Consider the following 13895-nt stretch of genomic DNA (forward strand, 5'->3'; position numbering starts at 1 on the left):
TCAAATCCGTTGGCTTCGGAGTAATATAATTCTGTTGCTCTTCATACAATTGGTAAGGGCTATCAACAGTATTAAAATAATTGGGCAAAATTTAACATAAATAGACATTTACTGTGATATACTAAGTTTATGTCTAACTTAATTAAACTATTCAAAGAGGTGGCTGATCAATTGAAATGCAATCAATCAAGACTAAATTAAAAGTTAACAATTACCAAAAAACCATACTTGCCAAACACGCAGGTGTAGCCCCTGACTGCTTATAACTGGGGATTAGCTACTTGTATTACTGAGTATGAAGAAACAAAAAAACGCCCTAGTGCTATCACTTTACATAAGCGTCTAGTGGCTGAAGTTAAGTCAATTAATCCTTGGTATTATGAGGTATCTAAATGTGCCGCACAACAAGCATTAAGAGACTTATAAAGGGCATTTAAAAACTTTTTGACTGTTCCTAAACGTGGTTTTCCTAAGTTTAAGAAAAAGGGTAGAAAAGATAGTTTCTATTTAGAAGGAAGTATTAAGATTCTCAAGGGAAACGATATAAAGCTACCGAGAATAGGAATCGTAAAAACTTATGAAATTTTACCTTCTGTACCAGTCAAAAATGTGACCATATCAAGACGTGCAGATAATTGGTATATCAGCTTGAAATATGATTTTGAACCAGCACCGACTGCCAAAGAACGAGATATTATAGGTGTAGATGTTGGCATAAATACTCTAGCAACTTGTAGTGATGGGAAGGTTTTTGCTAACGTCAAAGCCTACAAACAAGCTAAAAAACGATTAAGTCGCTATCAAAGCCGTGTTAACAAAAAAGAACCAGGCTCCAAAAACAGAGTCAAGGCGGTAAAAAGACTAGCTAAGGCTCACAAAAAAGCGGATGCGACCCCGCGACGACGACAGCTCGCTTGCGGAACGCGCACCAAGCAGTAGCTGATATCAGAGCAGATGCACTACATAAACTGACAACATGGGCGAGCTTTAAACCACAGCACCATAGTGATAGAAGACTTGAATGTAAGTGGAATGCTCAAAAATCATAACCCACCCCTCTAGCTCCCCTCCCGGGAGGGGATGGGGGTGGGTGCAGATTGTGGCATATCTATAGACCGCGTATGAGATGCAAGTATTAATTTAAGAAATGCGGTCGGCTTGACCGTTGATGCCTGTGGACGGAGTGCTGCTGACAGTTCCGGTGGAAGCAGGAAGTAAACATTAAAATATCACGCTATGTGACGTTTTATGTCGGTTTTATGAAGCAGGTTTAAATTCCACAGATAGAATGTTGTTAACGCAAAATCCCTCTTTTTTTCAATTGCCAGTCTAATTGTCTCAAAAACTGCAAATCTATCTCTGGTAAATACCCTCCATCTCTATCCTGTAAAAAACTAAAAGCTTGTCTAAACTCATACCCACTTGCTTGAATAGGTGCATCAAAATGACAGGGAATAACTTGCCGAAAATTCCAACCTGCCACTTTCTCAACCCATTCCATTACCTGCTGTGGGTCGCGATTTAAAATCAGAGTTTGCAATATAGGTGCTACTAACAACCGCCCATCCTGTCGTAATTTTGTAAAAGAACGCTGCCAGTCTGACTTCCACCGCCATGGTAAGAGACCAAAATATGCACGCTTCGAGCGATCGCTTGCTTTGACCACATTCTTCAACATTTCCCCAGTAGGAACCACATCTAAAGCATCTACCTGAAAATATAATCCAAACAAACATATTTTTTGCCACCCTACACATCTATTTGTGGGATTATCTTCTACCACATCAAACACGTCATCTTTGGCATGAAATAATAACGGATAGGGGTCTAAATTCAAAATCTCAGGCGGTTCAGCAGGTACAGATAAAACAGTATCAACCGCCAGTAAAGTTTGGGATGGACTATGCCAAAATACTACTTCTGCAAAAGGTTTGAAACCAATATCAAGGGGTCCGAGAGTTGCGTAGTCAAATTCTGCTGCAAAAGGTGCATCTCCACTATTCACAGGGAGTAGGTAGGTGCGGTTTCTTGGCAAACCCAACCAACTCAGGGGTAAATTTAGAGGAAAACTCCATTGGTTGGGCGTGACAAAAACTTCCGCCGTAGGAAATTTTCTCGCAAAGGGTCCCACATATACTTTATGTTCTAAGCCAGAAATAGTTGGTAAAATAATGTAGCGAACTTCTCCATATTTTTCTACCAATTCATTGACAAGGCGTAGGCATTCCCGCGTTGGTGCTATAGGGGTATAAACAAACAAACCCCCTCCGATCATTCTTACCACTGTCATCCGAATTGGTACAGTGACATAGAAGATACCCTGAAGTTGCTCAAAAGTCCAAATTGTATCTTTGACTATCTCCTTTCGTAATGTTCGTCTTTGTCCATAAGGGTATAATGGTAAAATAGGCCATAGAGGCCATGACCAATCCTGAGAGAGAGAAATATTCTGTGGTCTTTGTTTCCCTGAATGCACTTTTAATGCAGTTATTTACTACAGTTATTACTGTATAGTATTAAGTAGAAATAAGGAAGTGGGATAACCAAAATTAAATTTCGGAAATTAGAATTTGATGCAATTCCTTTACGTTGGTAGTTCTACTGTAAAAGTTGTCCAACCATTAATACTGGATACTAATAGATTGCCATTTAGCTGTTCTACCAATTTTTTCACTAGGGCTAAACCTAAACCTGTCCCCCCTTGTTTCCAAGGATCGGCATTAGGCACTCGATAAAATTTATTAAATATTTTAGGTAACTCAGATTCAGGAATTTCTGATGGGTTACTAATCATAAATTTGATCGAAGAAGGTGCTTCTTTCAGGCTTTTTTTGTTACTTTTTTTCTGGTTACATTCAACTAAAAACTTGATTTCGCCACCATTCTGAGTATACTTGCAAGCATTATTTAGGAGTTCTGCTAAAATCCGGCTTAAACTATTATTATTAGACACGATCTGAGGGAGTTTTTTAGGACATTTAACTTTTAGAGTTTGTTGACGTTCTTGAGCTCTAGATTTAAAAGGATCGATAATAGTGGGAAGCCAACTTGCTAAATCTATTGTATCTATAGGAATAAGTTCAGTACCACCTTCTAAACGCTGTAAATCTAATAAATCGGTAATTAAGTTAATTTCTCTTTTACACTCTGTATCTAAAATATTTAAATATTCTTGACCGCGTTCTGATACAGGAAAGACTTTCAACATATGAATAGCCATTTTCATGTTCGATAGAGGTGTTCTTAACTCATGGGAAACAGTGCTTAAAAAATCATCTTTGAGAATATTAAGTTGCTGTAGTTCTCGCACTTTTTGTTGCAATTCTGCTGTGCGGTCTTGAACTTGTTTTTCTAAGTCTGTGTTAAGAGTTTGTACTTGTTGATAAAGTTGGGCCTGTTGAATAGCGATCGCTAACTGAGTTGCTAGCTGCTTCAACAAATCAATTTCAGATTGTTGCCATTCTCGAATTCCGGAACATTCCTGGGTACACATCAGTCCCCATAGTTGCCCATCTTGGGAAATTGGTACTATTAAGTAAGCTTTTACCTGTTTTTCCTTCAGTTCAGTAATTTTTTCTGTACTTACATTTGTTTGAGTTATATCAGAAACTGCCTGAATCTTATTTTGATTCACTTTGAAATTTGACATTAAGCATTCAGATGAAAATGTTTCTCCCATCCAGGAATTGCAATTTTTTTCTACTGACTCAGCAACTATTTTAGCTACTTTTGAAGATTCTATCTGAAATAACACTACCCGGTCTGTTTTGAAGAATTGTTGAACTTCTGTAACTACAGCGTTAATAATTTCATCTATATATAAAGATTGATGAATCCGAAGAGCTATTTTAGCCAGGAGGCGATCGCGTTCTAACTGTGCTTGTATTTCTGCCGTTCGTGCCTGCACTTCTTTTTCTAATTCTGCATTTCGAGTGCGTAATAGTTCAAATTTTTCTGCTTGCAGTTGATTAACATCTTTTCGTAATTTTCTGACTAACCCAAACATTACTGTCGGGTCTAATACTTGCAGTAAGCTAGCTTGATTAACTGTTCCCAGAAACTCTCCTTGTTTACCACATACTATTAAGATTTGTACCTGTTCCTGCAACATTTTTTTATGAGCATCCCAGAGAGAATCTGTTTGTTTCAAAAAATTAAGTGGCATTTTCATTACCTTTTTTACAGGTGTTGTTGCCAAATTCATATTTATAAAATAGGCTTGTGCAATATCATCTGTTGTGATTATGCCAACTGGTTTTTCAATTTCAGTCTTTTGTGTTTTATGTTTTTTCTTCTGTGTGACGATTACACTATTCACTTGTCGGTCTGACATTAATTGACTGATTTTCAACAGTGATGACGTTTCTGGAGTTGTGACTGACACAGAATCATTTTTTACTTCATTTACCTTTTTTGAGCTGAGAATATTAGAAGGTTGCAGTACTTGACGAATTCTTTCTGGTGTGACGACACCAACTATTTTATCCATACTATCTAGCACTGGTAGATGACTAATTTGATGTTGGCGAAACAGAAATAAAGCAGTAAATAAATCTTGATCGTCTGATTCTTTTAGAGTCACAAAATTAGATGACATGACTTCTGCTATCTTCACTTTTTCTGATAAATTACTCAGACTACCAATTTTACCAGTTGCAATTAGTTTGACAAGGTTACTGACAGTGAATATTCCTAATAAAAAAGAAGATTGTGCATTACCACCTTTTTTATCTTCTTCTATAGATTTATTTTCTACAACTAAAACACTTGTAGCTTTTTCCTGGTTTGATAATGGTGATTCATCAATTTTTCCATTTTTCAGTGTATTTATCGGTATTGCACAGCTGCTTTGTAACATACTCATTTGTTTTAGTACGTCTACCAGAGGAGTTTCCGGGGTTACAGTTAGCGGATAACGGTCAATTGCTTGCTGTAGAGGTGATGAATATATACGAGATTGAGCAACCATAATCATATATCCTTTTATAGATAAATGTAAAATATTATTGATATTTTTCAGGCAAATTTAGAGTTTTTTATATTTAATAAGTAATTATATTAGAACCGTAATTATTGCCTAAAAATTACAGTATAAATTTTAGCATGAAATCAAGTTTGGATCAATATTTGAAAGTGCTAAAATTAGGCTGAGTTTGAGTTTCGTAAACTCGATATACTTTGAAAAAAATCAGAATGCCATGAAACTGATTACTGTTAATAATGGCGGTAAAACTAAGTAAGGAAGCGATCGCGAACACTACTTATATTAAGTTCGATTGAATACTTACTTGCATTTTATAGACACAGACCCAAGAAGATAATATATGTATATAGATATAATGCTCTACTTTTTGAAGTACGGACTTCTAAGGATTTTTACTGGCTGGCATGGCCTTCATTTTTGATATTTAAGAAATAAATTAGAATATAATCTGTCATTTCTAGAGTTTTTGTTTCAAAATATTAAGTAAAGATGAGTTGAGAGTATTACCCATGTTTCCATTCTTTGCTAAATCCTGCTGTGGCTGGGACTTTTTTCAACCAGAGTCTCGTAAAGTCCATCAGGAAAATAAACTGAAATTCCTCAAGTGGATGCGAGACGATCTAGAAACTAGATTAGCTGGACTTAATGCGGCCATTCAAACCATTGAGCGCCAGATGAATCAAGACCAACCTTCTTAAGGTTATAGAGTTGATCATCCACCGAAAAAGCCTTGGAGTACATTACTCCTAACACTTTAACTACAGTTGTTTGTTCTGGGGCGTAATATTTTGCGCCTTTTCTTTTTAGAATCTTGGAATTAGGCAAGTAATATCATTTTTCATTGATTAATGCTACAGCACTACGTTTTTTGGCATTTGACAATCCAAATGTATTGTCAGGGAATAGGGAACAGGGAGCAGGGAACATTGGTATAATATAAATTATTTATTCTTCCTTTTTACTGTTTTATCTTTTCTATGATGGGTTTTATATCCCACTCTCACCCAGGATGTCAATGGAGTTTTTAGGGAGATAATCCTCATCAACCCCATTCTCAGTCACTCATTGACTAATGATTACTTCTTCAAAATCCCAGAGATTTTCTACACACCCATGCTGAGGATGACTATAGCAAAATATGGTAGAAGCTATCCATCAAGTTACCCCTTTCCAGGCTTTGGCCCTTCAAGTCCAGGCTAAAGCAGTAAATCAGGCCAATGATCGGGAATCTGCGCGATCGCTGATTCAGGAAACCATCAACCACCTAGCAAAACAAATAGCTGCTAGTAAAGCTTTTATTGGCCTAAACTGTAAATTAGTTTTACTGCCAGAATATTTTCTCACAGGTTTTCCGATGGCCGAGTCTTTGACAAGTTGGGCAAATAAAGCCTGTTTAGAAATGACTGACCCCATCTACGACCTTCTAGGGGAGATTGCTCAAAAAAATGATATTTTTCTAGGGGGCAATGCTTACGAAGTTGACCCCAACTTTCCCGAATTATATTTTCAAAGCTGCTTTCTAATTGACCCCAGTGGCAATATCGTATTGCGCTATCGTCGTCTCAATTCTATGTTTGCTCCTACTCCCCACGATGTTTGGGATAAATATCTCGACTGTTATGGTTTAGAGGGAGTATTTCCTGTTGCCAAAACAGCGATCGGTAATTTTGCTGCTGTTGCCTCCGATGAAATTTTATTTCCAGAAGTGACCCGATGTTTGGCAATGCGTGGGGCAGAAATTTTACTGCATCCTACTTCAGAGGTTTATGGGCAAGCGCGATCGCCAAAAGAAGCAGCGAAAGTTTCTCGTGCTGTGGAAAATATGATGTATGTGATATCTGCTAATACTGCAGGTATTGCTAACACTCCTATTCCTGAAGCTTCGGTTGATGGGGGTTCCAAAATTATCGACTATCGAGGTTTAATATTAGCGGAAACTGGGGCAGGGGAAAGCATGGCCGCCTATGGTGAAATTGATCTTATGGCTCTCCGCAACTATCGCTCTCAAGTAGGAATAAAAAATTTATTAGCAAGGCAAAGATGGGATATTTATGCAGAAAGTTATCGTCAGTTTCATGCTTATCCTGCTAATACTATGGATAGTGGAGTAGTTGAGCGAAAACATTTTATTGAAACTCAACGTGCAACTATTGAAAAGTTGAGAAAAGAAGGTATTATATGAGGGAAGAAGGAAGAAGGAAGAGGGAAGAAGGAAGAAAAGAAAATATGAAACCTCACCTTATTATTAAAGCTAGAGGATGGTTTTTTTTTACTACCACCTATCACCTTCTTCGCATGATATTATCGGCGAAAAAATATATAATATTATGTTCGGATAATTAGCGATCGAAAAACGGTAGTCCTACTCACATAATGGTAGATGGGGATGAACAGTGCCATTTCATGGGAGCATCTTGCTCCCACTACTTTTGTCCTTGACCAAAATAATTAGGGTTTGCTGATTAAATCTAAAAGCATTGACATATAAAGACAAGTGCCTTTTTGGGGCCTTTAAAAAGTGCTTGGTTTTCAGTCTGAAACGCTCAAAAAGTTAGTATTTTAAGCCCATAGTTGGGCAGAAAAATCACTCTTACAATTCTTACCGAATTATTAATTATTAATTATTAATTATTAAATAATTCGTACCTTGAAGCCTCCCCTTTTAAGGGGAAAAAAAGCGGTTGAGGGATGGCGAGGTCCCCTCGCCATATCCAATCAACCAAGAGAAGAAATAATATCTCCTTATATTCAATTCTGTAACGGTTAAAACCAGAGGTAATTATCAATTATCCATTATCCATTATCCATTAATGAATCCTACCTACTCTAAACTCTCCTAACTCCTGTCTCCTGTCTTTCCCCTCCTGGGAGGGGTTAGGGGTGGGTTGTCTCCTGTCTCCTACCCCTACTAAAAGACTAGTGAAGCGCAAACCCTAATTACAATGTTTCCCGAATTACTACTTTTTAGGAACATTGCATGCAACGTCCCTACCTACTCCCTACTCCCTAAAACAAACAAATTTTGTACCTTACCAATATGGGAATTGCTATATCAGTATCACCTAAAACCTAAAACTTAGCACCTTCTTCAATAGCCATAATAATACAGATAAAATTTATAACCTGCAATACTCCAACAGGAAAAAATTGTGCAATAAATCAAATATTTTAAAAAGTTATCTGCTGGTACAAAACCACATAAATTTAAAAACAAAGATTTCACAAACTGACCCTGTTGTTGTGACTTTTGTTTGTTAGTTTCACCTAATAGATAATTTTCCAGATTTGTCAATATACAAGTTCCTTGATTTAGTTGCCATTGAATCACCATCACTGGTATCCAAACTAAATAAATCAATAACAATTTATTCGGTAATAGCCATCCAGTCAAGGTAAAAATCAAGACAGAAATATGTAATATTTTGAGCAAAAAAACAATTAATTTTTTATCCAGAGATAATTCATTCATCAGCTTTTAAACCACCAAGGGTTAATTACAGAATTTACTTTACTTAAAATCGCTTTTTTCCGCATAAATCTTTTCATACCATCAACTCCCATGCGAGAAGCACCTAAACCGGAAAACTTAAAAGAATTTTTTTCTCCTTCGTTAATCAATGCTGTTAAACCTGCATCATTAATACTAATACCTCCAGCATTGATCTGGCTAGCAACTCCTAAAGCTTCAGCTTCAGAACCAGCAAAAACAGCAGCACTTAATCCATAAATTGTATCATTTGCTAATTTTACCGCTTCTTCAACAGTAGTAAAAGACATCACAGGTATTATTGGTCCAAAAGTTTCCTCGGTCATTATTTTCATACTATGATTTACACGTTCTAAAACTGTGGGCAAACACCATAAGCCACCATCTAAATTTTCAACATTTCCTCCACAATGAATAACTGCACCTTTAGCCACAGCATCTTGTAAATGTTCCCTAATAATCTCAGCTTGTTTTATTGAAATAATTGGTCCTATTTCTCCAGACTCAATATTGGGATAAGCTAATTTCAGACCTTTAACTTTTTCGGTCAGTTTAGTCATAAATTCTGTCAAAATTGATTCGGCAACATAGATACGTTCAATTGATAAACATGACTGCCCCGCATTAACAACTGAAGCCCATAAAAGTGCCGATGTTACTAACTCTAAATCTGCTGAAGCTAAAACTATTGCCGGGTCTTTTCCTCCCAATTCTAAACAAGCTGGAATAAATCTTTTTGCTGCTGCTTCGGCAACTTTTCGACCTGTAGCAACACTACCAGTAAAACAAATAAAATCTACATATTCTATTAAAGCTGCGCCAGTTTCTCCCGCTCCTTCAATATAAGTAAAAACATCACACAGTAAGGAAATATTAGCAATAGTTTCTAACAGAGGTTTGATAAATCTCGGAGTAATTTCACTTGGTTTAATTACCACAGCACAACCAGCAATTAAAGCTGGAATTGCATCGATTAAAGAAAGTAATAAGGGAAAATTCCAGGGACTAATAATACCAACTAACGGATAAGGTGAAAATTGATTTTGTAGTTGAATAAATGGAATTGTTGTAGTTTTGACTGACTCAGTTGATAAGAGTTGCGGTGCTAACTTACACCATCTATCTATACTATTAGCCACAGAGTCAATTTCTAGTCTTGATTCTATTAGTCTACCTGTATCATTGACTAATGCCTGTGTGAGTTTTTCCCGGTGAAAAAATATAGCTTCTTTCCATTGTTGAATTGCCTGAATACGTTGTTCTATTCCACACTTTTCCCAGTCAATTTGAGCAGCTCGTAAATTGAGGCATTTAGTAGCAATTTGTTCTACAGTTGGTTGGGTAATGAAATAATCATTTATACCAGTGCGCGGGTTACGAATTTTAATTTGATTGACCATATTGAAGAAGGGAGTTTTGGCAATTTGGGTTGGGGTTCAGCAGAGAGAGGAAATCTTTGTGATTTAGGGCTAGAGATATATTTGAGACCCGGTTAACATAACTACGAGTTTATTGATAAATGTTTGACTAAGTTTTGGATTATATCATATTGCATAAGCTTTCTAATTCAGGACATATATAGTTATAAAATCTTCCTAAACTCTGATTATCAAGGGATAAAAAAACTATGGTCAAAAAAATAAAACAGGCAAAAAATCACAATTTAATTTCTAAGATATTATTGGGTAACTGTGTTTCATTAGTTCAACGCAAAATAGATACTCCTAAATATATAATGATACTAAATTCACCGATCAAAATTTACCGAATAATTAAGGTTTAAAGCCTCTACCTTTAAGCAGAAACAAGAAATTTTTTTCCTTTTAGTCAATCCTTTTCTTTTTAAGGAAATGCAATTTTTTATTTTTATTTTTTGGCTAGTCCTCTCTAAGCCTTTTGCCTTCATCGTTTCAATTATTGGAGGACAATGTTCATATTACCATTCCCACACTTTCTGAATTTATTACCGCCTCAACGATTATTTTATTATTAGGACTTACGCAGATACGCTATATATAGCCCTCAAAACTATTGTCTAATAGTTATTTTACTCTATAGATAGTACCTTTGCGTAAGTCCTGATTATGTTAACTAATCTGATATCAAATCCGTTTAATTCGGTATAAAAAAATGTTCCATCTTCAACCATTACCAAATATTTCTCGATCTCCCAGGAGGGGGAGCAGGGCTAATTCATTGTCGTAGCGAGAATATTCATAAGAAATACATTTACAGCAGTTTTCTAGTTGATGAGGTACAAAGTTTTATTGCTTTAGGCAACAGCTCCGGAAGGCAACAGCTCCGAAAGGGAATATAGGAATAAATAGTCTTATAGCTGTACCTCACGCTTCCTCAAAAGTGCTGTAATTGTGCAAATATACAAATCTCCCCATCTCCCCAGAGCTAATTCATTGTCGTAGCGAGAATATTTACAACCCTATATTTTTTTGAGTTCCTATGCTTCCCCCCTCTTCCCCCTCTCCCCCCTCTCCCCCCTCTTTCTTTTTTCTCTGGTGACAATAAATAGACCCTGCCTCCTGGGAGGGGCCCACGGGTGGGTCTCCATCTCCCCATCTCATTACCGAAAAATTGTGGTTTAAAGCCTCCCCTTTTAAGGGGATAATAAATAAAAATTTTCATGATTAGTCAATCCTATCCGTTTTCAAGGAGAGGTAATTATTAATTATTAATTATTAATTATTAATTGTTGAAACCGATGCTACCGGATTTGATATGGCTCCAAAATTACCGACATTTGGATTATTGATCAATGGCAGTAATTTCAGATTTGTTAAACTAATGAAGGGAGATAATTTACAGTATTCTATATGTTGACTTTTTGAACTTCTTATTAATCCTGGAAATGATCCGATCAGGTTTTTCAAATTTTAAAGTGTTTATCTCAACTGACTGAAAATTAGGATCGAGAATAATAATCATAAACAAATAAATCAACTATCAAAAAAGGCGAAAATGACAGAAATATTATTGCCAAATTCCTGTACTCTCAGACCTGCATCTGCCAAAGATATTTGGTCTATTCGTCAAGTAGTTTTGACTGCTAAACTTGACCCAACTCAATTAATTTGGCAGCAATTTTGGGTAATTGAATGTGAAGAAAAATTAGTAGCTTGTGGGCAGTTGCGTAATTTTGAAGACGCAGAAGAATTAGGTAGTTTAGTAGTTGTAAAATCTTGGCAAAAACGTGGTTTAGGAACAATACTAGCTAAACATCTGATTCAACAATCAACTAAACCTTTATATCTAGAATGTCTGGGTAAAAAATTAGAATCTTTTTACAGTCGTTTTGGTTTTGTACCTATTTCTTTAGGTGAATTACCTCAATCTCTAAAGTTCAAATTTGGTATATCTCAATTAGCTAGAAAAATCTTCAAACTTCCCGTAATAATTATGCAGTATCAAGGAAACAAGTAATTGAAGAAGGCAGAAGGCAGAAGGCAGAAGTCAGAAGTCAGAAGGGAAACAAAAGTTTCAAGGGTAATGGTTTTTTATCACTAATTATCCGGAGATGATATTATTTATAAGCTAGGGCGAATGCCATTTGCGTTCCGCAAAGCTCCGAATGGCGCCCCTACAGATGCTGCTTTAAAGGTCAATTTGCGTAAGTCCTGATGATATCGCACGACGCAAATAGGTCAGGGCAATTATAAACACTCAAACTCAGTCAGGGATTACTTTTGACTTCTGACTTTTGACTTCTGACTTGCGCGTAGCGCTATATTACTGGCGGGACTCTAACTAGGGTTTGCGCTCAAAAGTCTTATGGGTGAGGGTCGGAGACAGGAGACAACCCACCCCTCGCCCCTCCCAGGAGGGGAAGACAGGATAAATGGGAATTATAGAGGAGGTAGTCGGAAAAATTGTCCCTTTATTTTTCTGCCATAATCCTCCAAAAATACTAGCTTTTTGAGCTTTTTCCACTGAAAAGCTGGCACTTTTTTAGATCAAAAAATGCTACAACCAATATCAGTCAATGCTTTAATGTTTAATCAGCAAGCCCTAACTATATTTAATTTTGCTACATTATTCAAGATATCTGGTGCTGCAGTTCTAGGAACACAAACAACATTACCAGCGCGCATTTTCTCAAGGCGATCGCCTACCACAGAAATAAGCTGACTAACTCTCCAATGCACTATCTCTCCAGACACAGGAATAATCTCAATTTCATCACCCACTTCCACAGACTCAACCAGTTGCAAAACAATATTTTCTGGTGTTGTCTCCATCACAATACCAAGATATTCGTGAGTCCCCCTACTACTTTCCAACTGCTTATATACAGAATCATTTCCTGCGGGAGTTTCCAATGAAGCAGAAGAATAATCACGATGAGGCACAGATTCTAATTCACCACTAATCTGATTAACTAACTCTGGGGTCAACCTCCCTTCTGCATAAGCATCGATCGCTTGACGATAAGCTCTACAAGTCACCGCCACATAAAACGATGATTTCATTCGCCCCTCTATCTTGAGAGAACAAATTTGATGTTGAAAAAATTCTCCTACTTGATGAATACCCCATAAATCTTTAGAAGACATAAACGTTACTGGTTGATTATCTGTTTTTGCCTCCAACTGATAGGGAAAACGACATGATTGAATACATCCACCACGATTAGAATCTCGACCTGCGGTAAAATTGGAAATTGTACAATTACCAGAAAAAGCCATACACATAGCACCGTGAATAAACATCTCCACATCAATACCAGTTTGTTTACGAATCAACCCCCCCTCCGCAACACTGACTTCTCGCCCCACAATTAAACGCTTCACAGAAAATTCCTTCCACATTTGTCCTGCATAAGAATTAAGACAAGATGCTTGAGTCGAGAGATGAATGTCAAGATTAGAGCTATTTTTCACGACTCGCAAAACCCCTAAGTCGGAAACAATAACACCATCCACACCAATAGATTCGAGAAATTGACAATATTCTGCTAATCCCTCAAAGTCATCATCGTGGAGAAAAGCATTCAGAGTCAGATAAACTTTAGCATTATTTTGGTGAGCAAAATTGACTCCGTGTTCTAAGTCATAGTCAGAAAAATTATCTGCTCGGGCCCTTAGACCGTATTTTTGCCCACCCACATAAACAGCATCCGCGCCATAAGTAACAGCAACTTTTAGACGTTCGAGATTTTTAGCAGGAGCTAACAATTCTGGTTTCCACATATTAAACACATATAGTTATTAACTTAAATTAGGACTTACGCAGTAGAACCTACAGCGCTTTTGCTCATTGATGAACCACATCGCCATAACCAAAACCTTGTCGGGACGTTGCATACAACATCCCTAATTGTGGTTTACCGAAATGAAAACCGCTGTATTGTCGTCCGAAGCGACCGACAGGGTTTACGGAGCAGTCCGGAACAGAAAGCCATCTCAAATCCTA

At 36.9% G+C, this 13895-nt stretch carries 9 protein-coding genes; 4 read left to right on the top strand and 5 right to left on the bottom strand.

Annotated elements, in window-relative coordinates; genetic code table 11:
* The first annotated feature begins 444 nt into the window (after positions 1 to 444).
* The gene (locus tag F6K15_RS21315) at positions 445 to 939 is read left to right on the top strand and encodes a transposase (RefSeq protein ID WP_293064018.1); all 495 of its coding nucleotides are present in this window, start codon (positions 445 to 447) and stop codon (positions 937 to 939) included.
* A 355-nt stretch (positions 940 to 1294) separates the two neighbouring features.
* Here the strand turns inward: F6K15_RS21315 and F6K15_RS21320 are convergent, their stop codons facing one another.
* The gene (locus F6K15_RS21320; protein WP_293064020.1) at positions 1295 to 2476 is read right to left on the bottom strand and encodes a DUF4336 domain-containing protein; all 1182 of its coding nucleotides are present in this window, start codon (positions 2474 to 2476) and stop codon (positions 1295 to 1297) included.
* Between the two features lie 108 nt (positions 2477 to 2584).
* A complete protein-coding gene (locus tag F6K15_RS21325; RefSeq protein ID WP_293064021.1) occupies positions 2585 to 4969 on the bottom strand; it encodes a CBS domain-containing protein in 2385 nt (794 codons plus the stop codon).
* A gap of 524 nt (positions 4970 to 5493) precedes the next feature.
* Between F6K15_RS21325 and F6K15_RS21330 the strand changes: the two genes are divergently transcribed.
* Both F6K15_RS21330 and F6K15_RS21335 read left to right on the top strand, forming a co-directional pair.
* Entirely contained in the window at positions 5494 to 5682 is a 189-nt protein-coding gene (locus tag F6K15_RS21330; protein WP_202224222.1) for a hypothetical protein, read from the top strand.
* A 440-nt stretch (positions 5683 to 6122) separates the two neighbouring features.
* Entirely contained in the window at positions 6123 to 7166 is a 1044-nt protein-coding gene (locus F6K15_RS21335; protein WP_293064031.1) for a nitrilase-related carbon-nitrogen hydrolase, read from the top strand.
* 906 nt (positions 7167 to 8072) lie between these two features.
* On the opposite strand, the gene F6K15_RS21340 is transcribed toward F6K15_RS21335, so the two are convergent.
* Together F6K15_RS21340 and F6K15_RS21345 are read right to left on the bottom strand one after the other, a co-directional pair.
* Positions 8073 to 8453, bottom strand: coding sequence for a DUF2784 family protein (locus F6K15_RS21340; RefSeq protein ID WP_293064034.1), 381 nt, complete (start codon positions 8451 to 8453; stop codon positions 8073 to 8075).
* The gene (locus F6K15_RS21345; protein WP_293064037.1) at positions 8453 to 9871 is read right to left on the bottom strand and encodes an aldehyde dehydrogenase family protein; all 1419 of its coding nucleotides are present in this window, start codon (positions 9869 to 9871) and stop codon (positions 8453 to 8455) included. Before F6K15_RS21345 ends, F6K15_RS21340 begins: the two co-directional genes overlap by 1 nt.
* Before the next feature lie 1573 nt (positions 9872 to 11444).
* Here F6K15_RS21345 and F6K15_RS21350 point away from each other — a divergent pair.
* Positions 11445 to 11906, top strand: coding sequence for a GNAT family N-acetyltransferase (locus F6K15_RS21350; RefSeq protein WP_293064040.1), 462 nt, complete (start codon positions 11445 to 11447; stop codon positions 11904 to 11906).
* A gap of 575 nt (positions 11907 to 12481) precedes the next feature.
* Here the strand turns inward: F6K15_RS21350 and F6K15_RS21355 are convergent.
* Entirely contained in the window at positions 12482 to 13672 is a 1191-nt protein-coding gene (locus tag F6K15_RS21355) for a peptidase U32 family protein (RefSeq protein ID WP_293064043.1), read from the bottom strand.
* Positions 13673 to 13895: the final 223 nt, after the last annotated feature.

Origin of the sequence: Okeania sp. SIO2B3 (assembly GCF_010672525.1) — a bacterium.
In the GTDB taxonomy this organism is placed as follows: Bacteria; Cyanobacteriota; Cyanobacteriia; order Cyanobacteriales; family Microcoleaceae; genus Okeania.